The 24,676-nt window shown below is 41.3% G+C and carries 13 protein-coding genes, 2 tRNA genes and 3 rRNA genes; 12 read left to right on the top strand and 6 right to left on the bottom strand.

Features of this window, described 5'->3' with window-relative positions; all coding sequences use genetic code 11:
• Positions 1 to 170: 170 nt before the first annotated feature.
• The 12 genes from pyrR to ACFJIZ_RS00035 all read left to right on the top strand — a co-directional run bounded on the left by pyrR (position 171) and on the right by ACFJIZ_RS00035 (position 17,507).
• Positions 171 to 716 (top strand): bifunctional pyr operon transcriptional regulator/uracil phosphoribosyltransferase PyrR, encoded by a 546-nt coding sequence (gene pyrR, locus ACFJIZ_RS00090; RefSeq protein WP_379089526.1) that lies wholly within the window; start codon positions 171 to 173, stop codon positions 714 to 716.
• 6 nt (positions 717 to 722) lie between these two features.
• Positions 723 to 1,655 (top strand): aspartate carbamoyltransferase catalytic subunit, encoded by a 933-nt coding sequence (locus ACFJIZ_RS00085; RefSeq protein WP_379089524.1) that lies wholly within the window; start codon positions 723 to 725, stop codon positions 1,653 to 1,655.
• Positions 1,656 to 1,931: 276 nt separating this feature from the next.
• Positions 1,932 to 4,949 (top strand): tetratricopeptide repeat protein, encoded by a 3,018-nt coding sequence (locus ACFJIZ_RS00080; RefSeq protein WP_379089523.1) that lies wholly within the window; start codon positions 1,932 to 1,934, stop codon positions 4,947 to 4,949.
• 11 nt (positions 4,950 to 4,960) lie between these two features.
• On the top strand, positions 4,961 to 6,661 hold the full coding sequence (locus tag ACFJIZ_RS00075; RefSeq protein ID WP_379089521.1) for a hypothetical protein: 1,701 nt from the start codon (positions 4,961 to 4,963) through the stop codon (positions 6,659 to 6,661).
• Between the two features lie 54 nt (positions 6,662 to 6,715).
• Complete coding sequence (locus ACFJIZ_RS00070; RefSeq protein WP_379089520.1) at positions 6,716 to 8,032, top strand: hypothetical protein; 1,317 nt, start codon at positions 6,716 to 6,718, stop codon at positions 8,030 to 8,032.
• Position 8,033: 1 nt separating this feature from the next.
• Positions 8,034 to 8,744 carry a MotA/TolQ/ExbB proton channel family protein gene (locus tag ACFJIZ_RS00065; protein ID WP_379089518.1) on the top strand — a complete coding sequence of 237 codons (711 nt, stop codon included), beginning with the start codon at positions 8,034 to 8,036 and terminating at the stop codon, positions 8,742 to 8,744.
• Positions 8,744 to 9,145 carry an ExbD/TolR family protein gene (locus ACFJIZ_RS00060; protein ID WP_379089516.1) on the top strand — a complete coding sequence of 134 codons (402 nt, stop codon included), beginning with the start codon at positions 8,744 to 8,746 and terminating at the stop codon, positions 9,143 to 9,145. The genes ACFJIZ_RS00065 and ACFJIZ_RS00060 overlap by 1 nt, the downstream gene beginning before the upstream one ends.
• A complete protein-coding gene (locus ACFJIZ_RS00055) occupies positions 9,145 to 9,960 on the top strand; it encodes an energy transducer TonB (RefSeq protein ID WP_379089514.1) in 816 nt (271 codons plus the stop codon). Before ACFJIZ_RS00060 ends, ACFJIZ_RS00055 begins: the two co-directional genes overlap by 1 nt.
• Positions 9,961 to 10,014: 54 nt before the next feature.
• Positions 10,015 to 11,301, top strand: a complete 1,287-nt coding sequence (locus ACFJIZ_RS00050) for a bifunctional folylpolyglutamate synthase/dihydrofolate synthase (RefSeq protein WP_379089512.1) — start codon at positions 10,015 to 10,017, stop codon at positions 11,299 to 11,301.
• 61 nt (positions 11,302 to 11,362) lie between these two features.
• Positions 11,363 to 13,033, top strand: coding sequence for an alkaline phosphatase PafA (pafA, locus tag ACFJIZ_RS00045; RefSeq protein ID WP_379089509.1), 1,671 nt, complete (start codon positions 11,363 to 11,365; stop codon positions 13,031 to 13,033).
• A gap of 159 nt (positions 13,034 to 13,192) precedes the next feature.
• Entirely contained in the window at positions 13,193 to 16,558 is a 3,366-nt protein-coding gene (locus ACFJIZ_RS00040; protein WP_379089507.1) for a methylmalonyl-CoA mutase family protein, read from the top strand.
• Between the two features lie 19 nt (positions 16,559 to 16,577).
• Positions 16,578 to 17,507: an MBL fold metallo-hydrolase gene (locus ACFJIZ_RS00035; RefSeq protein ID WP_379089506.1), complete on the top strand. Its 930-nt coding sequence runs from the start codon at positions 16,578 to 16,580 to the stop codon at positions 17,505 to 17,507.
• 47 nt (positions 17,508 to 17,554) lie between these two features.
• Here the strand turns inward: ACFJIZ_RS00035 and ACFJIZ_RS00030 are convergent, their stop codons facing one another.
• From ACFJIZ_RS00030 to ACFJIZ_RS00005, 6 genes are all read right to left on the bottom strand, one after another.
• Positions 17,555 to 18,535: an acyl-ACP desaturase gene (locus ACFJIZ_RS00030; RefSeq protein WP_379089505.1), complete on the bottom strand. Its 981-nt coding sequence runs from the start codon at positions 18,533 to 18,535 to the stop codon at positions 17,555 to 17,557.
• A gap of 251 nt (positions 18,536 to 18,786) precedes the next feature.
• Positions 18,787 to 18,898 (bottom strand): 5S ribosomal RNA (gene rrf / locus ACFJIZ_RS00025).
• Between the two features lie 134 nt (positions 18,899 to 19,032).
• A 23S ribosomal RNA gene (locus ACFJIZ_RS00020) occupies positions 19,033 to 21,909 on the bottom strand.
• Positions 21,910 to 22,109: 200 nt separating this feature from the next.
• Positions 22,110 to 22,186, bottom strand: a tRNA-Ala gene (locus ACFJIZ_RS00015).
• 17 nt (positions 22,187 to 22,203) lie between these two features.
• Positions 22,204 to 22,278: transfer RNA gene (locus ACFJIZ_RS00010), tRNA-Ile, on the bottom strand.
• Positions 22,279 to 22,464: 186 nt separating this feature from the next.
• Positions 22,465 to 23,983: ribosomal RNA gene (locus ACFJIZ_RS00005) — 16S ribosomal RNA — on the bottom strand.
• Together the 16S, 23S and 5S rRNA genes with 2 tRNA genes alongside form the textbook arrangement of a ribosomal RNA operon.
• Positions 23,984 to 24,676: the final 693 nt, after the last annotated feature.

Below are 24,676 nucleotides of genomic sequence, written 5' to 3'. Positions count from 1 at the left end.
CTTTTTTGTTTTTATAATTCCCTCAATTTAAAATGGATAACAAAAAAGATTGGAACAACGAGCAGGACTGATTTGAACGATAAAAAACCCGACCATGCTTTTCTGCGCATCTTTTAACTTTTTGCTTCCGATTTTACACTTTTTCCATATATTTGCGCAATCCTTGTGCTATGCAAAAGAGAACCCTCCTCAACGGTCAAAAATTTCAAATCACAATTAAGCGACTTTGTCACCAGTTAATTGAGAATCATACTGATTTCAAGAATACGGTTTTGATTGGAATCCAACCACGAGGTACTTTTTTTGCAGACCGTGTACACCAAGAACTTTCGACCATCCTCCATAGCAATTCTATTAAAAAAGGCCATCTGGACATTACTTTTTTTAGGGATGATTTTAGGAGAAAAGATGGGCTAGTCACCGCAAGCAGCAATACCATAGATTTTATTATTGAAGGCAAACAAGTTATCTTAATTGATGATGTATTGTGGACAGGCAGGACAATCCGTGCCGCCATGGATGCATTATTGGCTTATGGTAGACCAGAAAAAGTAGAGCTGATGGTGCTGATCGACCGCAGATTTTCGAGACACCTCCCTATTGAGCCCAATTATATTGGCCAGCAGGTAGATTGCGTAGACTCACAAAAAGTAAAGGTGAGTTGGAAGGAGAACGAAGGAGAAGACAAAGTGATTTTATTATCAGATAAGCAATAACATACAATGGCAGCAGAAAAACTATCAACCCGACATCTTTTAGGCATTAAAGATATTAACCTGAATGATATTGAATTGATTTTTGAAACTGCTGATAATTTTAAGGATGTTATCAATAGGCCCATCAAAAAGGTGCCATCGCTAAGAGACATCACCATTGCGAATATATTTTTCGAAAATTCTACCCGTACCAAACTCTCTTTTGAACTGGCCGAGAAAAGGCTGTCGGCCGATGTGGTCAATTTTGCAGCATCTTCTTCTTCAGTGAGCAAAGGGGAAACCTTGATCGATACGGTAAACAACATCCTAGCCATGAAAGTAGATATGGTGGTGATGCGCCATCCTTATGCCGGAGCAGGTGTATTTTTGAGCAAACACATCAAGGCACAAATTGTGAATGCCGGCGATGGTGCCCATGAACATCCTACACAGGCCTTATTGGATGCCTACTCTATCCGCCAGAAACTTGGCGATGTGAGAGGGAAAAAAGTAGTTATCGTAGGCGATATCCTACACTCGAGGGTAGCCATTTCCAATATCCTTTGTTTACAGATGTTAGGTGCAGAAGTGATGGTCTGTGGACCAACCACATTGATTCCCAAACACATTGCAGGCTTAGGTGTAAAAGTTGAACACGACCTGATCAAAGCGCTAAACTGGTGCGATGTGGCCAATATGCTCCGTATCCAATTGGAAAGACAAGACATTAAATACTTCCCTTCGCAACGGGAATATGCCATGATGTATGGCTTGAATAAACAAATCCTTGACAACCTTGATAAAGAGATTATTGTGATGCACCCCGGTCCAATCAATCGTGGGGTAGAGATCACCAGTGATGTTGCAGACAGCAAACAATCTATTATTCTAGAGCAGGTAGAAAATGGAGTAGCTGTTAGAATGGCCGTCCTTTATCTACTCGCTAGTCAGAACGATTAGTTATTGAGAAGTCGTTAGGCAAAAGTCTTGAATCAGGATGCATTAAAACACGCCAAACCCCTAGCTCGAGACTTCAAACTCAAGACTTAAGACTCCAGATTTTTGACTAGAAACTCCAGACTGTGGACTTATGACTGACTTAACCTAACTTTTCCACATCACATACCATTATCAAAAACTCATCGTTAAAAACCTGTGTTATCAACAGATGTTAATTACTTATGTTGATATCCCCATTAAGATGCACTATTTTAGTAGCAACCATATTTGAAATCTATGCAGAAGAAATACCTTTTCATCCCCCTATTTGTAATTGGCGGTATTGGTGCTAGTTATGCCCAATTAAGCCCATTGGTTACGCTCAATAAAAACTATCAAACAGGTTTAGAATTGCTACAAAACGAAAAATATGTAGCAGCGGCGCAACAATTTAGGTTGGTTGAAACCACTAGGACAAAAAGCACTACCTCTAAAGACAGTAACACTGAATTGTCTTTGATCAAAGAAAATGCGAAGTTCTATGCCGCCGTATGTGCATTGGAATTGGGCAACGCTGATGCAGAATCGCTGTTTCAGGAATTTATCAAAGAATACCCACTTAACCCAAATACTGTACTTGCCTATTTTCATGTGGGTAAATCGTATTTTGGACAAAAAAAATATACCAAGGCCTTAGAATGGTTTGAAAAGACCGACCCTTCAACACTTTCGCAAAAACAAAGGACCGAGTATCAGTTTAAACAAGGTTATGCTTATTTCGAACTTAAAAACTTTGAAAAAGCAGAACCACTTTTTGAAGCCGTAAAAAAGGAAGATTCGCCCTTTAAAGAAAGCGCAACCTATTATTTTGCCTACATTAACTACCTCAATAAAGAATATAAAACGGCATTAGCCAATTTCGAAAAGTTAAAAGGCTCTCCAACTTATGAGGCCAGTTATCCGTATTACATTACTTCCATGTATTACCTGGACGAACGTTATGATGACGTGATCGATTATGCCTTGCCAGCCATTGCCAAAACCAAACAACAGTTTGAACCAGAAATGCTGAGCTTGATCGCTGCATCGTATTTTGCAAAATCTGATTTTAAAAACGCAGAAAAATATTTTGCCGAATTTTATGAAAAAGATAAAAACCAGACCAAGAATAATCTTTTCATTTATCAATATGGTTATGCCTTGTTCAAAAATGCAAAGTATAAAGAAGCCGCTGCTACCCTAGAGAAACTGAATGCTGATGATGTTTACCTACAGAACGGGATGTATACTTTGGGTAAAGCCTCTTTGGAATTAAAAAACAAAGAAAAAGCCCGTGGTGCATTTTTTAGGGCTTCTCGTTTAGACCTTGACAAAGTGGTTCAGGAAGAAGCTTGGTTAAACTATGCCAAATTGAGTTATGAACTAGAATTTAACAAACAGGCATTAGAATATACGCAAAGCTTTTTAAAACAGTTCCCTAATTCTAGAAAGACCAATGAGGCCAAGATCTTGTTGGGAGAAATTTTACTGACCAGTAAAGACTACCAGACAGCAATCGACATTTTAGAGCCACTACAGAATAAAACACCTGAAGCAAAAGAAGCTTATCAAAAGGCAACTTATTTTAGAGGCCTACAGTTTTACAACGAAAGGGCTTTCCCTAATGCCTTATCGATGTTCTTACGCTCTGGCAACTTTGTAGAAGATACAGAGATCCATGCCTTAAGTGTATATTGGATGGCAGAGGCCATGTACGAACTGCGCAAATTTGGTGAGGCTGTTAGAACTTTCGAAAAATTTCTGACCATGCCAGGTGCAAATAAGACCGAGGTGTATAACTTTGCCAATTACGGTTTGGGCTATGCTGCTTTTGAAGATGAAAAATATGCCAAAGCGGCTACCTATTTCGAACGTTTCTTAAAAGGAGATGATAAAGACAGTAAAACTGTAAATGACGCGATCATGCGTTTGGCCGATTCGTACTTTGTGAATAAAAACTACAATGAGGCGATGACCAACTATAACAAGATCATCAATGGTAAACTTACTGGTGATGATTATGCGCTCTTCCAACGTGGGATGATCCAAGGCTTGCAAAAACAAGACGATGCTAAAATTGCAACCATGCAGAGCTTGTTGAGTAAATTCCCTACATCTAACTATGCAGATGATGCAGGTTTCGAAACTGCCTATACCTACTTTAACAAGGGAGATTTTGACAAGTCGAAATCAGGTCTGGTAGACTTAGTGGCCAAATACCCACGTAGTAGTTATGTGCCACGTGCCTTGGTTACCATTGGTTTGGTACAATACAATCAAGATCAAGATGATGCAGCTTTAGAATCATTTAAAAAAGTGATCAGAGAGTATGCCAGCTTACCAGAAGCCAAACAAGCTTTAGAATCGATCAAGAACATCTATGTAGACCGCGGTGATGCCAATGGCTTTATCAGCTATGCTGCCACTACCCCATTGGGCAACTATTCGTTGAGCGAACAAGACAATATCGTTTTCCAGGCTGCCAATAACATCTACCTAAGGGGTGATGCCAAAGGAGCTTACGAAGCTGTAAATGCTTATTTTGATAAATTCCCTAAAGCCATCCATGACAAAGAAGCTAAGTTTATCAGGGCCGAATCGTTGGTTAAACTAGGTCGTTCTGCAGAGGCCATTGCCGATTACGATTACATCTTAAACGATTGGACCAGCGATTATACAGAACGTTCTTTGATCAGTGTTTCGAGGGTATTGATGGAAGAGAAAAAATACAACGAAGCGATTGTTTATTTAAAGAGATTAGAAACCACTGCCGATTACAAAGCGCATTACAGTTATGCCATCAATAATTTGATCAAAGCTTACAATGAGCTTGGAATGGCAGACGATATGATCAAATACGCAGAATTGATCAGAACATCTGATAAGGCATCTGAAGAAGAAAAAAACAGTTCAGACCTTTATACTGGTAAAGCCTATCTGATCAAAGCAGATACCGTGCAAGCCATCAAAGCATTTACCAATGTAGTGGCCAAAACCAAAACTGTGGCAGCAGCAGAAGCAAAATACAATCTAGCGGCCTTGCAATATGCCAAAGGTGATTACAAAGCTTCGCAAAAAACATGCTTTGACCTGACCAACAATATGCCTGCCTACGATTATTGGGTAGCTAAAACCTTTATCTTATTAGCTGACAACTATTTGGCCCTAAAAGATAAATTCCAGGCAAAAACAACCTTGATGAGTATCATAGATGGTTATAAAGGAAAGGATGACATTGTTCCAACCGCCAAAGAAAAATTAGCAAAAATAAACTAGAGCACTTGAAAATGAGATTAAATAAAACCATATATACTACCCTATTCTTTTTTGCAGCTGGATTTTCGACCTTAAAGGCACAAGATGTTAAACCTCCAGAAAAAACAGTAAGCGAAGAAATTGAAGTCATCAGACCCTATAAACCAGTTTTAGCCGAAGCCTTTAAATTAAGGCGTAGCCCAGATCTGGATAACCTTAAAATCTATAGGGCCAAATTCAATTATGCGCTATTGGACCGTAAATTGGAACTCAACTCTGATATTCAAAAACTACAAGCACAACAATTGGCAGACGAACGTGCTGCAGAATTGATCAACAATTATGTAAAAGGTGGCGTAGGTTCATTAGGTACGCTTTTGGCCGAAGGTTATGTAAACATTGGTAAGGATGAAGCGCTACAGGCTGGTGCCTTTTTTAGGCATTTTGGTCAGCAGGGCAAGTTGAACAAACAGAATGAGAACACCCAGCAGTTAAGTGTTTTTGGCCGTAGCATTGGCGACAAAGCAACCTTAAGTGGCCGTTTGAATTATGAAAGACACGGATTGTTCTTTTATGGTATCGACGAAGCCAATCCAACTTTAAACCCAAATCCGGAAAGACAAGTTTTAAACTATTTCGAACTAGAGGGAGAAGCAGTAAACAAGTACAATAGCGACGAAAATGCATTCAGTTATGCTGCAAAAGTTAATGCCTACATGTTCAACAATAAGTTCGATGCCAAAGAACAGACGGTAACCATAACCGGATATTTAAATAAAAGGATCAACAGCTTTAACTTAGGTTTGGCAGCTTCTACAGAATTGGGCAGCTCAAAAGATTTGAATACCAAGGTAACAAACAACTTGTTACGCTTAAATCCATACATCAAACTACAGGCTAAAGGTGTTAAAATTACAGCAGGAATTAACTTTGTACAAGAATTTGGAACAACTAGCACGACTAGATTCTTCCCAGCAGTTACTGCCGATTTTACTTTGATACCTGAGTTTTTACAAGTATTTGGAGAGGTTAAAGGCGACGTAAACAGGAATACCTTAAAATCTTTAACGGATGAGAACCCTTTCTTGAACAGCAATATCGAAATCAAAAACAGTATCGAGAAATTGAGCATCAGCGGTGGTGTAAAAGGTAACGGTGGTCCGGGTTTTGGCTACAAAGCAAGATTTTACAGTAAAAAGATTATAGATATGCCTTTGTTCGTCAACAATTTTACCAACTTCAACAAGTTTGATGTGATCTATGATTTTGGCAGCATGAAACTATTGGGTTTAGAAGGAGAAATCTCTGTACAGGTAAGTGATGACCTGAAATGGACTGGAAAACTGAATATAGAAGACTATAAACCTGCCTCAGAACAAGAAAGCTATTTCAAACCTCAACTTCGTGTAAGCTCTAACTTCTTGTTTAACTTTAACAAAAAACTGAGCTTTAATGCAAATGTTGCGATACAGGATGACAGTAAAGCGAAGGTATATACAGCTAATCCTATACAAACAGGTGGTAAATATCTATTAATACCTGATCCGTCAATTGAAAACGTGGTTAATCTAAAAGGTTTCGTAGATTTGGGCATTGGTGCCGATTATAAGATCAACAAACAATTTTCGGCATTTGTTAAAACAACTAACCTATTGAATACCAATTATAGTAAATACTTATACTATCGTGTAAATGGCATTAGCGTTTATGGTGGTTTAAGTTATTCGTTTTAATCAGCATTAAATTAATTATTGGTTAGTACCAAATTAAAATTTAATTTTACCTGAATGGATATATTATTATACTTAACTGAGTTATTGCAGCGCCGAAAAGCCATTGGCATTGTCGGACTGGGTACGTTGTATAAAAAGAAATCCCCAGGCAGGTACGATATAGAAAAACATGCCTTTGTTCCGCCAAGTTACGCCCTTGAATTTACTACAGAACTTAAAGAACAAGAAGAATTAGCCAATTTCATCAGTGATAGCAGAAACATCAGTGTCGATTCTGCCAATTACTACATTAGTGAGTTTGTAGAGAAATTACAGGCTCAATTGGCAGATCAACAAGAGGCTGACTTAACCCCTATCGGAAGATTAAAAATGGTTAACGACCAGCTTACTTTCATCGCTGAACAGGAAAGTAGTTTTAGCAATGAATCTTATGGTCTACCTACATTAAACGAGCTTACAACTGATAGTAGTGAGGAACATGAATCTATTGATGAGACCATCAGTAGTGATGAAGCAATTGCGTTGGACAACTCGATTGAGGAAGAAAAAACAGCAGAATTTGATGAAGTAGAAGATACGATCGATTCAGTTGTTGAAGAGAATAAGTTAGAAGAAGAAAATCCAGGTCAGGAAACCGGCGAAAAGCTTCAAGGAATTGAATTGGACGAACAACCAGTTTATGATGAAATCACAGAAGTTGGTCAGCCTGCAGAAGAACCATTAACCGAAGCGCAGCCTTTAACTGCTCCTGAAGAAAATAAAGAAATACCAGTAGCCACATCAACAATACCTCCGATTGTAAATTACAACTATTTACCGGACAATGATGATGATGATGACGACGATGATGACAGAAGACCGAATAGATTTTTCAGGATATTGCTAAAAACGCTGATTGTTTTAATTCTGATTGCCATTGCAGGTGCGTTGACGTATTTCTTCTTCCCAGGATGGTTTGACAACAAACTCATCAACACCATTGATAAAACCACAGAACAAGCAACAGTTGTATCACCAAATGATACTACTGATGTAAAAAACGATTCGCTAAAATATGCAGATAGCATCGCCAAAAATAATGCACTGGTTAAATTGACAAAAGATAGCAATACGGTAGATAGCAGCAAGATGATCATCTATGAAGTAATAGGAAGTGCAGAAAAAAGCCAAAAAAGGATTGATCATGTAATCAATATCATGAAAAAAAGAGGCATTAATGCAAAACCACTTCAAAATGTACCAGGCCGATTGACTAAGATTAGTTTAGGTACCTTTACAGATTATAACTTGGCCAAAGTTTACCAAGATAGCTTACAGAAAAAATTAAAAAATCCTCAGATTTATATACAATCCATCAAACCAAAAAATTAATATGATTACATTGCTAATAGCGGCTGGAGACACAACACAAAAAACATTAGATAGCTTACAAACTGCTGCAAAACCATTAACTGCAGCCCCTGCCGAACTCCATTTTATTGATCTATTATTTAAAGGTGGATGGGTAATGCTACCCCTTGCCCTATTGGCTTTTTTAGGTTTGGTTATTTTTATAGAACGTTATCTGACCATTCGTAAATCATCAAAAGACGAATCGAACCTGATGTTCCAGATCAAACAGAATATCCACGAAGGTCGATTGGACAGTGCCATTGCCTTGTGTAAAAATACAAAATCGCCATTGGCACGCATGTTAGAAAAAGGACTGAAAAGAATTGGTAGACCGATCAAAGATATTGAGGGTGCAATTGAAAACACTGGAAAACTGGAAGTTTCCAAACTGGAAAAGAACATTGGTATTTTAGGAATTATCGCTGGTATTGCACCGATGTTGGGTTTCGTAGGTACCATTATTGGGGTAATTACCATTTTCCATGATGTATCCATCAAAGGAGAGATTGAAATTGGAACGATTTCTGGTGGTCTATATACCAAGATGATTACTTCTGCAACCGGATTGATCATTGGTATCGTAGCCTATGTTTTATACCATATTTTAAATATGATGGTAGAAAAGATCATCCTTAAAATGGAAACCGATGCAATAGAGTTTATTGACTTACTAGAAGAGCCGGGCAAATAATGAATTTACGCAAAAGAAAAAAAGGTGCAGTTGAAGTTCATACCTCTGCATTGAACGATATCATGTTCTTTCTACTCCTGTTTTTTCTACTGGCATCAGCCGTAGTTAATCCAAGGGTAGTTAAGCTCTTATTGCCTAGATCAGAAAGCGGACAACAATCTACTGCCAAAAAAGCAATAACGGTAAGTATAGACGAAAAGCTAAATTATTCTGTTGATAAAAAGCCAACCACGATAGATCAATTGCAATCTGTAGTAGAAAGCTATCAAAAGATTGCACCAGATCTAACCATAATTTTGAGTGTAGATAGAAGTGTACCTGCCGAAAATATCATGGAAGCGTATGATGTGGCCAACAAATTAAAACTAAAACTTGTTTTAGCAGTAGATTCTAAAAAATAATGACACCTACAACCGAAGAAAATAACTATCCAAAAGCCATAGCCATTGCTACAGTCCTAATGGGTTTGTTCATTGGCTTGAGCTTTCTATGGGTAATTAGCGCCTTCAACCCAGAAGAACCACCAGGCATGGGTGGCATGGTGGTTAACTATGGTACCGCTGCTGTTGGAATGGGTAATGATTATACCAGCATCGAAGAACCATCTATGGATCCAAATGCCAATCAGAAAATGCCAGACAAGGTTACGCCCGAAGAAAAAGTGACACCAACAACGGCTTCTGAGGTTGATGGAAAAGATGTACTTACGCAAGATGTAGAAGATGCAGTGGCCATCAATACTAAAAAAACCAAGCCTACCAGCGCACCAAGCACTACCAAAGAGGATAAACCTGCACAACCTACCATTAATCCAAATGCACTTTACAAAGGCAATAAGAACAATGGTAAGGGAGAAGGAGATGGTACTGGCAATACACCTGGCAACCAAGGGAGCATCAATGGTGATCCATTGGCACCAAATTATGGTGAGGGTGGTTCTGGAAATGGAGATACACCTGTTCCTTTAAGCAAATTCAACAACCTTAAATCAATAGACGACAATGGGCAACAAACTGGAAAAATAGCCGTAAAAATCCGTGTCAACAGAGATGGGAAGGTTATTTCTGCTACAGCCGGGGCCAAAGGCACTACTTTTTCAGACAATGCCCTATTTCGTAAATGCGAGGATGCAGTAATGGGTGCAAGTTTAGACAAAATGGGTGCTGGTTACGAAAACAGAACTTTTATTGTTGTCTTTAACTTTAAGGTGAAGTAAAAGTATTTAGTAGAAAGACAACGACCTATTGGTATATCGTCTCATATCTCAATAATGACATACGCTCAAACCCTCGATTTTTTATACAGTAAACTACCCATGTTTACCCGTGTAGGCGCAGTTGCATTTAAAAAAGACCTGCACAATACCTTAGCCATGTGCAATGCCTTAGGTAATCCCCAACACCAGTTTAAAAGTATCCATGTAGGTGGCACCAATGGTAAAGGTTCTACCTCGCACATGCTTGCCGCCATTTTACAACAGGCGGGTTATAAAACAGGGCTTTACACCTCTCCACACTTAAAAGATTTTAGGGAAAGGATCCGCATCAATGGAAAAATGGTCCCTAAAGCTTTTGTAATTGATTTTGTAAAAGAACAAAATGAACTCATCAGAACCATAGAACCTTCTTTTTTTGAAGTAACTGTGGCCATGGCTTTTGCCTATTTTGCCCAAGAAAAAGTAGATGTGGCTGTTATAGAAGTAGGTTTGGGAGGAAGACTGGACTCGACCAATATCATCATTCCAGATTTGTCTGTCATCACCAATATCAGTCTTGATCACACCAATATCTTAGGCAATACCTTACCCGAAATCGCCTACGAAAAAGCGGGGATGATCAAACCTCAGATTCCTGTAGTCATTGGTGAAAGACAATCAGAAACCGAAGCCGTTTTTATTGGAAAAGCAAAACAGGAAAATGCACCAATCATTTTCGCCGATGATAAGCTGCACCTAGATCAAATACAGCAAAAAGCATCGCAGTTAGGCATTGATGTTTACAGAGATAACCAGGCTATCTATCCAAACCTCGTACTCGACTTAACGGGTAGCCATCAATTAAAAAACATACTTACGGTAATTGAGAGTATCCTTGCTTTAAAAGAAAAGGGATATGTCATCCCTGATGAAGCCGTATATGCTGCCCTGAGACAAGTAAAAAAGACAACAGGTTTACAGGGAAGATGGCAAACGTTAAGCAAAAATCCTTTGGTAATCTGCGATACGGGTCACAACAAAGCTGGTTTAGCTGAGGTTGTGCAAAATATCAACAATACTCCACACCATCACCTGCACATTGTGTTGGGTATGGTCAAAGACAAAGACATTTCTGGGGTATTGGCTATCCTTCCAAAAAATGCCACTTATTATTTTTGTCAACCTAACTTGGAAAGGGCCTTGGTCGTAGCAGAACTATCGGCACAAGCGCAACAGTTTGGCTTAAAGGGAAAAACATTTAAAAGTGTTGCCGAAGCCCTCCAAAATGCTAAAAAAATGGCAGGCACAAAAGATTTGATATTTGTGGGTGGAAGTACCTTCGTCGTAGCAGAAATAATATAAAAATTTCACTTTTACTTCACATAGCATTTCTTACTTTTACGGTCTACTTAACTAGATACAAATGAAATTTAAACACGTTTATTTGTTAGTTTTGCTATTGGCGGGCACACAATCTTTTGCTCAAAAATGGACCAAACCTAACGCTACAAATCAAGCAAGTACTTATCCGCAAAAAATTGACAGGCCTAAACTAGTGGTAGGCCTAGTGATCGACCAGATGCGCTGGGATTATCTATATCGTTATTATGACCGTTACAGCAAGGGTGGATTCAAACGCCTCATCAATGATGGATTTTCTGCCGAAAACACTTTCATTCCATATACTCCAACTTATACTGCCTGTGGTCACACTTCAATCTACACAGGCTCTGTACCGGCCATCAATGGCATTATCGGTAACAACTGGTTTGATCCAGAGTTGGGAAGAGATGTATATTGTACCGAAGATAAAAATGTTAAAACCGTTGGTAGCAGCACCAGAGCTGGAGAAATGTCGCCAAAAAACATGTTGGTCACAACCATTACCGACGAATTGCGTTTAGCGACCAATTTTAGAAGTAAAGTAATTGGTATTTCGCAAAAAGATAGGGGTTCTATCCTACCTGCTGGTCACTCTGCAAATGCAGCTTACTGGTATGACGGTGGTTCTGGCGATTGGATCACCAGTACTTATTATATGCAGACTTTGCCTACCTGGCTTTCGGAGTATAACAAAAAGAAAGTGGCCAATGATTTTTATGCCAAAGAATGGAATACTTTATATCCAATCAATACTTATACCCAAAGCACAGCTGACGAGAAACCTTATGAAGGAAAATTCAAAGGTGAAACAGGTACTTCTTTCCCGCATTTGTTGAGCAGTAGCATTGGTAAGAATTATGACCTGATCAGAAGTACGCCTTATGGTAATACCATGACTTTCGACCTTTCTAAATTGGCCATCCAAAACGAAAAAATGGGTCAGACTGGCAATACAGATTTCTTGGCTATCAGTTGTTCTTCAACGGATTATGTTGGACATCAATTTGGACCAAACTCTATCGAAGCTGAAGATACCTATCTGCGTTTAGACAAAGATCTAGAAGACTTTTTCAACTACTTGGATAAAACTTTAGGCAAAGGAAATTATTTGTTCTTCTTATCTGCAGATCATGCGGTAGCACATGTACCCGGCTTTATGACCGAAAACAAATTACCGGCAGGAACAGTAAGCAATTCTACCTTACGCAAGGGATTGGATACACTAATGAATAAAAAATTCAACCTGTCTAAATCGATAATTACGGTAATGAACAATCAGGTTTATTTTGACCATAGCGTAATTAATGAGAAAAAAGTAGATTTTGCTCAAGTTAAAAAAGCAGCAATTGACTATTTGACGAAACAGGATGGAATTGCTGATGCGGTAGATCTACAGATTTTAAATACTTCGACCATTCCGGAAGAGATCAGGAAACGCATTACCAATGGTTACAATGCACGTCGCAGTGGAGATGTTTATTTCTTGCTTCAATCGAATTGGTTTGACGGTGGTGCTACTGGCACCACACATGGTGCTTGGTATCCATACGATTCGCATATCCCTTTGGTATTTATGGGTTGGAAAGTTAAACCAGGTAAGACAAACCAAACTTATTACATGAGTGATATTGCTGCTACCTTGGCTGCGATGTTACGTGTACAGATGCCAAGTGGAAGTGTAGGTAATGTGATCACAGAATTGACACGTTAACTTTAACACGCTATCTTTTAACAAAGGGAGAAATCTATAACATAGGTTTCTCCCTTTGTTTTGAGGTACCTATTTGAATTTGACATTGTATTGATTCAGTGATTAATGTTGCCAATACCTAGTTTTTGTTAACTTTGTACACCAAATACAAAAACCTACATGGAACAAATTCAAGTCTACAAACCCAAAAATAAAATCCGTTTTGTAACCGCTGCTGCTTTATTCGATGGGCACGATGCCACCATTAACATCATGCGTCGGATCTTGCAATCTTCTGGAGCAGAAGTCATCCACTTAGGGCACAATCGGTCTGTAGAAGAAGTGGTCAACTGTGCCATTCAAGAAGATGTTCAAGGGATTGCCATGACTTCGTACCAGGGTGGGCATATCGAGTATTTTAAGTACATGTATGATCTATTGCAGCAAAAGGGTGCCAATCATATCAAGATATTTGGTGGTGGTGGTGGTGTAATTCTACCATCAGAAATCGAAGAATTACAGGCTTACGGCATCACTAGGATCTATTCTCCAGACGATGGTCGCAAGATGGGCCTACAAGGTATGATCAACAACATGTTGGAACAGACCGATTTTATTACCACCAAAGCTATTACTACTGAACTGGAAAACATTCCGCAAAAAGAGGTAAAAAGTATAGCCTCGGCCATTACTGTTGCTGAGAATGATCCAGAAGGTGCACAGAAGTTTGTTGACGAATTAAAGAAGTTGACCCTAAATAACCAAGCTCCAGTTTTGGGGATTACAGGTACAGGTGGCTCAGGTAAATCATCATTGGTTGATGAGTTGGTGCGCAGATTTTTAATCGAGGTAAAGGATAAAACTTTGGCCATTATTTCTGTAGTACCTTCGAAACGCAAAACTGGTGGAGCCTTATTAGGCGATAGGATTCGTATGAATGCCATCAACAATTCTAGGGTTTACATGCGTTCTTTGGCCACAAGACAAGCTAATTTGGCGCTTTCTAAAAATGTACAGGAGAGCATTGACATCTGTAAAGCTGCAGGATACGACCTAATCATTGTAGAAACTTCGGGTATTGGCCAGTCTGATACCGAGATTACCGAACATTGTGATATTTCACTATATGTAATGACTCCAGAGTTTGGAGCAGCAACCCAATTGGAGAAAATCGACATGCTTGATTTTGCTGATCTGGTAGCCATCAATAAATTCGACAAACGTGGTGCTTTGGATGCATTAAGGGATGTACGCAAACAATACAAACGCAACCACAATCTTTTTGAGGCCAAAGACGATGAAATTCCAGTATATGGAACCATGGCTTCACAATTCAATGACCCAGGGATGAACAACCTCTTTGTTGCCCTATTAAGTGGCATAAAAGCAAAGACCGGTGTGGATTTCAAAGCCGAAATGGTAATGACAGCCAATCAATCTGAAAAGATATACATCATCCCACCAGATCGTATCCGTTACCTATCTGAAATTGCAGAAGCAAGTGAAACCTACAACGAATGGGTGGATAAGCAATGTAAAATTGCAAGGAAATTGTATCAGCTTCAAGGTGTTATCAATTTTTCGAGCGACTTTGAGAATTTTGGAGAAGGATTAAAAGACGCTTACACCTATTTAGAAGAACAATTGGATGGCGAATGCAGGCGTTTATTGCGCCAATGGCCAGATACCAAACAAAAATATAAAGAAGAGTTCTTTGTTTATAAAGTACGTGACAAAGAAATTAAACAACCGCTTTACTACGAATCGTTATCCAAATTACAGATTCCTAAAGTATCCTTACCCCGCTACGAAGATTGGGGAGATATTTTACGTTGGTTGTTAACCGAGAATGTTCCGGGAGAGTTTCCTTATGCAGCAGGAGTTTTCCCATTAAAAAGAGATGGAGAAGATCCAACACGGATGTTTGCCGGAGAAGGCGGACCAGAAAGAACAAATAAACGTTTCCATTATGTATCCCTAGGTCAACCTGCACACCGTTTATCTACGGCCTTCGACTCAGTTACACTTTATGGGGAAGACCCACATATCAGACCAGATATCTACGGTAAGATTGGTAACTCTGGTGTAAGTATCGCCACTTTAGACGATGCCAAAAAACTGTACTCTGGTTTTGACCTTTGTGCACCATCCACATCTGTTTCTATGACCATTAATGGCCCTGCACCAATGTTGTTAGGCTTTTTTATGAATGCTGCTATTGACCAACAATGTGAAAAATACATCATTGAAAATGGTCTAGAAAAAGAAACCGAAGCCAAGATCAAACAGATCTATAAAGAAAAAGGAATTGAACGTCCTACTTACCAAGGCGAATTACCGCAGGGGAACAATGGCTTAGGTTTGATGTTATTGGGCCTTACAGGCGACGAAGTGCTACCTGCTGATATCTATGCGCAGATCAGGGCAAAAGCCATCAGTTCGGTAAGAGGAACTGTGCAGGCCGATATCCTGAAAGAAGACCAGGCACAAAATACCTGTATTTTCTCTACAGAATTTGCTTTGAGGATGATGGGTGATATCCAAAAGTATTTCATCGATGAAAAAGTTCGAAACTTTTATTCGGTATCTATTTCTGGTTACCACATTGCAGAGGCTGGTGCCAACCCAATCTCCCAATTGGCCTTTACGCTAAGTAATGGTTTTACCTTTGTAGAGTATTACCTAAGCAGAGGGATGAATATTGACGATTTTGCGCCTAATCTTTCCTTCTTTTTCAGCAATGGCATCGATCCAGAGTATTCTGTAATTGGCCGCGTGGCCAGAAGAATCTGGGCAAAAGCCATCAAAAATAAGTACAAGGGCAATGACCGTTCTCAAAAACTAAAATACCATATCCAAACTTCCGGTCGCTCTTTACATGCGCAGGAGATTGATTTTAACGATATCAGAACAACCTTACAAGCACTATATGCCATTTATGACAATTGCAATTCATTACATACCAATGCCTACGATGAAGCCATTACTACCCCTACAGAAGAATCTGTACGCAGGGCGATGGCTATCCAATTGATCATTAACAGAGAGTTGGGGCTGGCCAAGAATGAAAATCCATTACAAGGAGCCTTTATCATCGAAGACCTTACTGATTTGGTTGAAGAAGCTGTATTGGCAGAATTTAAGCGCATCAACGACCGTGGGGGTGTATTAGGAGCAATGGAAACCATGTACCAAAGAGGCAAAATACAAGAAGAAAGTCTGTATTACGAAACCTTGAAACATACCGGCGAGTATCCTATTGTTGGCGTAAACACCTTCCTCAATAAAAATGGTTCCCCAACTATTGTTCCTGGAGAGGTTATTCGAGCTACAGAAGAGGAAAAGCAATACCAGATCAACGCTTTAAAATCTTTCCAAGATCGAAATGCGCAGAAAACAGCAGATGTATTAAAGAAACTCCAATTATCAGCAGTTGCTGGCAATAATATCTTCGAAGACCTGATGGAAGTTTGTAAGATCTGTTCTTTAGGGCAGATCAGCAATGCATTATATGAAGTTGGTGGTCAATATAGAAGAAATATGTAAATAGGTACAACCCAAAACAATGCTTAAAAAAGCTTTATCTTTTATCTGTTTAGTCATTCTTCATTTCAGTGCTTTAGCTGTTGAAGAACCTAAATCGAGTTATATCATTGTTTTGGGTGTAGCCCAAGATGGAGGTTATCCACATATGGGCTGTCAAAAAGAATGTTGCAATCAAGCTTGGAAAAATCCAGCCATGCGAAGAAATGTAGTTTCATTGGCATTGGTTGACCCCATTCATAAAAAATGGTATTTATTTGAAGCTACGCCAGACATTAAACAACAACTGCAAAATTTTCGTACAAAAACACAACAAAAATATCCTTATCTACCAGAAGGTGTTTTCATGACCCATGCCCACATTGGCCATTATACAGGGCTAATGGAGTTCGGTAGAGAAGTAATGGGTACCAATGGCCTCAAAGTATACGTCTTCCCTAAATTTAAAAGTTATTTAGAACAGAATGGGCCGTGGAGCCAATTGGTGAAGTTAAAAAACATCAATCTTATTGAATTAACAGCCAATACTCCCCTAACTATAGCCAACAATAGCATTTTAGCGTTTACAGTACCCCATCGTGATGAATATTCAGAAACTGCTGGCTTTAAAATTACCACACCAACAAAAAAATATCTCTTCATTCCAGATATTGATAAATGGAATAAATGGGACAAAAACATTATTGAAGAAATCAAAAATGTAGATGTAGCATTTTTAGATGCTACATTTTACACCAATACAGAATTAGGCAATAGAGCCATAGCCGAAGTTCCACATCCCTTGGTTACAGAAACAGCAGCTTTATTGGCAAACGAGAAGTTAAGTACAAAACAAAAGGTTTATTTCATCCATTTTAACCATACCAATCCCTTACTCTGGAAAACTGAAACACAGAAAGAACTATCAAGAAAAGGGTTCAATTTAGCTCAACAAGCACAAGTTTTCCAATAAAAAAGCCCGAATTAAAAATTCAGGCTTTGTATATCATTTAGAAAAGATTAAGCATTGATCCAGCTAAACTTATATTCCATAGTTGGGTTTTTCATCCGTTCTGCTACACGTAACAAACGACTAGGCAAATTCATTACATAATCTCTTGCACGTTCGCCAGCTTCATTGAGTTCTTGTAGACTGTCAATCTTCCACTCTTCAATTAATTGTTGCATGATCTCAACATAATCAACGGCAGTATATACGCCTAAACGTTGTGCCGCATCTGTAAAATGTCCGAAAGTCTGTCCAATCTTCAATCCCATTTCACGTAAGAAGTGTGCTGGCATTACAATCTTTTTACGCATCATGTCTTCAAAGGCAATCATAGCCTCACTAGGATCAACTTCAAATATCTTAGACATGAAATCTTTATAAGCCTTAGCGTGTCTCGCTTCATCAGAAGCAATTACACCACACATTTTAGATAATAAGGTATCTCCGTCCTTTTTTGCCAAGGAAGCCACTCTTCTATGCGAAATATTGGTAGCCAACTCTTGAAAACTGGTATATACAAAATTACGATAAGGATCATGTCCTGTACCGATATCAAATCCATCAGCGATCAGATACTGGGTAGAGATTTCCATTTGACGCATGTCAACCCTACCTGACAAGTACAAGTATTTATTCAAAAGATCACCATGACGATTTTCTTCAGCTGTCCAGTTTCGGTTCCATTTCATCCAACCACCCTCTTCGTCTCTAGAAATATCATCCATCATCATCAACCACGATTCGTACGTTGGAAGTGCCTCTTCTGTAATCGTATCGCCAATTAAAACAGCAACAAGGTCATAAGAAAGGTCTTTAGCATTCTCTCTTAAGTTTTTAATATCTTGATAAAAGGAATCTGTGGTTGAATCTGGCAAGAAATCAGAAGGTTGCCAGTTGGTATCTATAGGTTTCAAATAGGTAGGCATCATTTTAAGCATGTATTTCTCAACATGTAACAATACTTCCTTTCTGGATCCAAAATTGATTTTCATCGTTTTTTAATTAAGGCACAAAGATACGCATTAAACGGCGTTTGACCTTAGTTTATTTGTAATTAAAACCATGATAGATAGCAAAATCTGATAGATTTAAGATAAAATCTAGCTTTTTTATGGCTGAAAAAGCTCAATAATATCACTTTTTAATACAAAAAGAGTAAGATCTTATAGAAAGAGATAGGAAAATCGTAGCGTTTTGTATAAACAACAAAGCCCCTTAGCTAATGCTAAGGGGCCTGTTTAAGATTTGGCACCGACCTACTCTCCCACATGTTACTGCAGTACCATCGGCTCTGGCGGGCTTAACTTCTCTGTTCGGAATGGGAAGAGGTGGACACCGCCGATATAGGCACCTAAATATTTTTATATAGTATTCGGTATTCAGACATCAGTATCTGGACAATCTTGTCTAACTACTAAGTACTAGCTACCAACTACTAAATGACATATTATTGAAAGAAGTCAATTTGGAAGAGCAAACAACGTTCTGCTCTTGAAAGCTTCGGATGATTAGTACTACTCGACTGTGCTGTCGCCAGCTTTACATCTATAGCCTATCAACGTAGTAGTCTTCTACGGTCCTATATGGAATTCTCATCTCGTGGCTAGTTTCGCACTTAGATGCTTTCAGCGCTTATCTATCCCCAGCGTAGCTACTCTGCAATGCCCCTGGCGGAACAACAGATTCACTAGAGGCTAGTCCAACCCGGTCCTCTCGTACTAAGGTCAGCCCCACTCAAAATTCCTACGCCCACAACAGATAGGGACCGAACTGTCTCGCGACGTTCTGAACCCAGCTCGCGTGCCACTTTAATCGGCGAACAGCCGAACCCTTGGGACCTTCTCCAGCCCCAGGATGTGACGAGCCGACATCGAGGTGCCAAACCTCCCCGTCGATATGAGCTCTTGGGGGAATCAGCCTGTTATCCCCAGCGTACCTTTTATCCTTTGAGCGATGGCCCTTCCATGCAGAACCACCGGATCACTATATCCGTCTTTCGACCCTGCTCGGCTTGTCTGCCTCACAGTCAAGCAAGCTTATGCTATTGCACTCCGCGTACGGTTACCAAGCGTACTGAGCTTACCTTTGAAAGCCTCCGTTACCTTTTTGGAGGCGACCACCCCAGTCAAACTACCCATCAAACAATGTCTCCCGCTGGGCGGGATTAGACACCGAATACAGAAAGGGTGGTATTTCAACGTTGGCTCCACGACGCCTAGCGACGCCGCTTCAAAGCCTCCCACCTATCCTACACATCCTGTATCCAATGTCAATGTTAAATTGTAGTGAAGGTGCATGGGGTCTTTCCGTCCCGTTGCGGGTACCCGGCGTCTTCACCGGGACCACAATTTCACCGAGCTCATGGCTGAGACAGCGCCCAGATCGTTACACCATTCGTGCAGGTCGGAACTTACCCGACAAGGAATTTCGCTACCTTAGGACCGTTATAGTTACGGCCGCCGTTTACTGGGGCTTCGATTCAATGCTTCGCCTTGCGACTAACATCCCCTCTTAACCTTCCAGCACCGGGCAGGTGTCAGGCCTTATACTTCATCTTTCGATTTTGCAAAGCCATGTGTTTTTGTTAAACAGTCGCCTGGGCCTTTTCACTGCGGCTGACATTGCTGTCAGCGCCCCTTCTCCCGAAGTTACAGGGCCATTTTGCCGAGTTCCTTAGCCATGATTCACTCGAGCACCTTAGAATTCTCTTCCCGGATACCTGTGTCGGTTTGCGGTACGGGTTTTTATAACCTGGAGCTTAGCGGTTTTTCTTGGAAGTCTGATTACCTGCACTATCCACTTACCCGAAGGCTCGCGGTACTATCAGCGTTCAGCAGGTCTGGCGGATTTGCCTACCAGTCCTATACCTACAGCCTTCAACGATCTATTCCGTCAGATCGCGGCAGTGTCACTACTCCGTCCCCACATCGCAGTTATAAAAAGTACGGTAATATTAAACCGTTGTCCATCGAATATCCCCTTCGGGTTCTCCTTAGGCCCCGACTAACCCTGATCCGATTAGCGTTGATCAGGAAACCTTATCCTTTCGGTGGGCGGGTTTCTCTCCCGCCTTATCGTTACTTATGCCTACATTTGCTTTTCCAGAAGCTCCACCATAGCTCACGCTACAACTTCGCTGCCGCTGGAATGCTCCCCTACCGTAATATTAATATTACCCATAGCTTCGGTATACCACTTAATGCCCGTTTATTATCCATGCACGATCGCTCGACTAGTGAGCTGTTACGCACTCTTTAAATGAATGGCTGCTTCCAAGCCAACATCCTAGCTGTCTATGCAATCGCACCTCGTTAGTTCAACTTAGCGGTAATTTAGGGACCTTAGCTGATGGTCTGGGTTCTTTCCCTCTCGGCGCGTGACCTTAGCACCCCGCGCCTCACTGCCGTGTATATTATATAGCATTCGGAGTTTGTCTGGATTTGGTAGGATTTGACTCCCCCGCACCCAATCAGTAGCTCTACCTCTATATAACTCACCACGACGCTGTTCCTAAAAACATTTCGGGGAGTACGAGCTATTTCCCAGTTTGATTAGCCTTTCACCCCTACCCACAGATCATCCGGAAACTTTTCAACGTTTATCGGTTCGGTCCTCCAGTACGTGTTACCGCACCTTCAACCTGTCCATGGGTAGATCACAAGGTTTCGCGTCTACCTCCCCTGACTATACGCCCTATTCAGACTCGCTTTCGCTTCGGCTGCGTGTCTTAAACACTTAACCTTGCCAGAGAAGAGTAACTCGTAGGCTCATTATGCAAAAGGCACGCCGTCACGCCACCTGGACGCTCCGACCGCTTGTAAGTATACGGTTTCAGGTTCTATTTCACTCCCCTGTTCGGGGTTCTTTTCACCTTTCCCTCACGGTACTGGTTCACTATCGGTCTCTCAGGAGTATTTAGCCTTACCGGATGGTGCCGGCAGATTCCCACAAGGCGTCTCCGACCTCGCGGTACTCAGGATACTGTTAGGCTAATGTTACTTACGTGTACCGGGCTATCACCGTGTATCGCCAGGCTTCCCATCCTGTTCCACTTCATTTCATTAATGCCACATCACAGTCCTACAACCCCAGTCATGCCGTAACATAGCTGGTTTGGGCTCTTTCCCTTTCGCTCGCCACTACTTAGGAAATCATTATTATTTTCTCTTCCTCTGCTTACTTAGATGTTTCAGTTCGGCAGGTTTGCGCACTATGTGCGACCAGTCTTCAACTGGCCAGGTTTCCCCATTCAGAAATCCGCGGATCAATTCATATTTGCTGATCCCCGCGGCTTATCGCAGCTTATCACGTCTTTCATCGCCTCTGAGAGCCAAGGCATCCCCCGTATACTCTTTCTTACTTTCTTCTCTATATAGCCTTTTGCGCCTATATAAATGCTTTTTTTGATCAGTTGTCAATTTTTAGCCCCTAAGGACACCAAGCTGACAACGTCTCTATTGTTGTTTGCTCTTCTTTTTTAACTTCTTCCAATATGTCAAAGAACTTTTCGATCCCGGGAACAACCGTTCCTATTATAAACGTGCCTTTTGTAACAGGCACCGGTGATGGTGGAGAATAACGGAGTCGAACCGTTGACCTCCTGCGTGCAAGGCAGGCGCTCTAGCCAGCTGAGCTAATCCCCCAAAAAAACTTAGCGTTGTAGTCCCGTCCAGATTTGAACTGGAGACCCCTACATTATCAGTGTAGTGCTCTAACCAGGCTGAGCTACGGGACTGTTTTCAGATTACGACTGTGTTGCTGATTTACGATCCTATCTTTCGCGTCAATCGTAACCCGTCAACCGTAATTCCGTTCCAATCTCGCCCCTGCCGATATGGTATCGTGCGATGGCTTCATCTTTTTGGTTTCCTTTAGAGATATGTATCATTTTTTACGCAGCGAGTAGTCCATACTACTCCAGAAAGGAGGTATTCCAGCCGCACCTTCCGGTACGGCTACCTTGTTACGACTTAGCCCCAGTTATCGGTTTTACCCTAGGACGCTCCTTGCGGTTACGTACTTTAGGTACCCCCAACTTCCATGGCTTGACGGGCGGTGTGTACAAGGCCCGGGAACGTATTCACCGCATCATTGCTGATATGCGATTACTAGCGAATCCAACTTCATGGGGTCGAGTTGCAGACCCCAATCCGAACTGTGAATGGCTTTTTGAGATTTGCTTGCTGTTGCCAGCTTGCTGCCCTCTGTACCATCCATTGTAGCACGTGTGTAGCCCCGGACGTAAGGGCCATGATGACTTGACGTCGTCCCCTCCTTCCTCTCTGTTTGCACAGGCAGTCTGTTTAGAGTCCCCACCATGACGTGCTGGCAACTAAACATAGGGGTTGCGCTCGTTGCGGGACTTAACCCAACACCTCACGGCACGAGCTGACGACAGCCATGCAGCACCTAGTTTCGTGTCCTTGCGGACGCATCCATCTCTGGATACTTCACTAACTTTCAAGCCCGGGTAAGGTTCCTCGCGTATCATCGAATTAAACCACATGCTCCTCCGCTTGTGCGGGCCCCCGTCAATTCCTTTGAGTTTCACCCTTGCGGGCGTACTCCCCAGGTGGAATACTTAACGCTTTCGCTTAGCCGCTGACTGTGTATCGCCAACAGCGAGTATTCATCGTTTAGGGCGTGGACTACCAGGGTATCTAATCCTGTTTGATCCCCACGCTTTCGTGCCTCAGCGTCAATAAGACCATAGTAAGCTGCCTTCGCAATCGGTGTTCTGTGACATATCTATGCATTTCACCGCTACTTGTCACATTCCGCCTACCTCTAGTCCATTCAAGCCCATCAGTATCAAGGGCACTGCGATAGTTGAGCTACCGTCTTTCACCCCTGACTTAACAGGCCGCCTACGCACCCTTTAAACCCAATAAATCCGGATAACGCTTGGATCCTCCGTATTACCGCGGCTGCTGGCACGGAGTTAGCCGATCCTTATTCCTTCGGTACATTCAGCTGCCTACACGTAAGCAGGTTTATTCCCGAATAAAAGCAGTTTACAACCCAGAGGGCCGTCTTCCTGCACGCGGCATGGCTGGTTCAGGGTTGCCCCCATTGACCAATATTCCTTACTGCTGCCTCCCGTAGGAGTCTGGTCCGTGTCTCAGTACCAGTGTGGGGGGTCATCCTCTCAGATCCCTAGTCATCGCGGTCTTGGTGGGCCGTTACCCCGCCAACTAACTAATGACACGCATGCCCATCTCCATCCTATAAATATTTGATCATTGTACGATGCCGTACTGTGATTTTATGCGGTGTTAATCCGGATTTCTCCGGGCTATCCCCCAGATAGAGGTAGGTTGCATACGCGTTACGCACCCGTGCGCCGGTCTCATGGTTGCAAGCAACCACTACCCCTCGACTTGCATGTATTAGGCCTGCCGCTAGCGTTCATCCTGAGCCAGGATCAAACTCTCCATTGTAAAATGTTTTGTCTGAACTCTGACCATTCTTATTCTAGTGTTATTAAAATTAAATAGTCTTTATTCTATTATGTTGTCTGATAGAACAGACTTAAGAAACAGCTCGGTATCATGTACTTTGAAATCGTACCTGTTTGCCTCGCTGCGTTGTATAAATGATATCTCTTTAATGAACTTTCCGGCCGTGCCTCTCGGTGGCCTTTTATATGTTGCAATGTCGCGTTCCGCTCTCCGCCGGTCTTTGTTGTTCCGGTGGTCAGCTCGACCCCTCCATTGTTTCAATCTTTTTTATCCGTCCTCCCAACATCCGTTGGTGAACTCCCGTTTCGTTTGGGACTGCAAAGGTAGGAAACTTTTTCAAACCTGCAAACTTTTTTTTTATTTTTTTTCGAAGCTTTTGAAACTTCTTAAAAACGTCTGCCGTTCTCCGTTCCCATATTTCAAACCCATCTCCTCCTGTATCCCATTCTCCTTTCGTCGTTACCTCCGTAGCGGGTTGCAAAGGTAGGAAACTTTTCCGCTTTCCAAAACTTTTTTTGAAGTTTTTTCCGGCCTCCCCGTAAACCGCTGAATATCAGCCAATCCATCCTTTTTCCCCTTTTCAATAGCCCAACAGCACTTTCCGACATCCCCCATACTTCCTCCGAAGCGGGATGCAAAGGTAGCAATCATTCCCGTAAACACAAATACTTA

The organism is Pedobacter sp. UC225_65 (assembly GCF_042698365.1).
In the GTDB taxonomy this organism is placed as follows: Bacteria; Bacteroidota; Bacteroidia; order Sphingobacteriales; family Sphingobacteriaceae; genus Pedobacter.
This window is presented reverse-complemented; position numbering and strand designations above follow the sequence as displayed.

Bases quoted from the DNA above. Each gene is read 5' to 3' on its own strand.
- pyrR (WP_379089526.1), top strand. From the start codon at position 171: ATGCAAAAGAGAACCCTCCTCAACGGTCAAAAATTTCAAATCACAATT.
- ACFJIZ_RS00085 (WP_379089524.1), top strand. From the start codon at position 723: ATGGCAGCAGAAAAACTATCAACCCGACATCTTTTAGGCATTAAAGAT.
- ACFJIZ_RS00080 (WP_379089523.1), top strand. From the start codon at position 1,932: ATGCAGAAGAAATACCTTTTCATCCCCCTATTTGTAATTGGCGGTATT.
- ACFJIZ_RS00075 (WP_379089521.1), top strand. From the start codon at position 4,961: ATGAGATTAAATAAAACCATATATACTACCCTATTCTTTTTTGCAGCT.
- ACFJIZ_RS00070 (WP_379089520.1), top strand. From the start codon at position 6,716: ATGGATATATTATTATACTTAACTGAGTTATTGCAGCGCCGAAAAGCC.
- ACFJIZ_RS00065 (WP_379089518.1), top strand. From the start codon at position 8,034: ATGATTACATTGCTAATAGCGGCTGGAGACACAACACAAAAAACATTA.
- ACFJIZ_RS00060 (WP_379089516.1), top strand. From the start codon at position 8,744: ATGAATTTACGCAAAAGAAAAAAAGGTGCAGTTGAAGTTCATACCTCT.
- ACFJIZ_RS00055 (WP_379089514.1), top strand. From the start codon at position 9,145: ATGACACCTACAACCGAAGAAAATAACTATCCAAAAGCCATAGCCATT.
- ACFJIZ_RS00050 (WP_379089512.1), top strand. From the start codon at position 10,015: ATGACATACGCTCAAACCCTCGATTTTTTATACAGTAAACTACCCATG.
- pafA (WP_379089509.1), top strand. From the start codon at position 11,363: ATGAAATTTAAACACGTTTATTTGTTAGTTTTGCTATTGGCGGGCACA.
- ACFJIZ_RS00040 (WP_379089507.1), top strand. From the start codon at position 13,193: ATGGAACAAATTCAAGTCTACAAACCCAAAAATAAAATCCGTTTTGTA.
- ACFJIZ_RS00035 (WP_379089506.1), top strand. From the start codon at position 16,578: ATGCTTAAAAAAGCTTTATCTTTTATCTGTTTAGTCATTCTTCATTTC.
- ACFJIZ_RS00030 (WP_379089505.1), bottom strand. From the start codon at position 18,535: ATGAAAATCAATTTTGGATCCAGAAAGGAAGTATTGTTACATGTTGAG.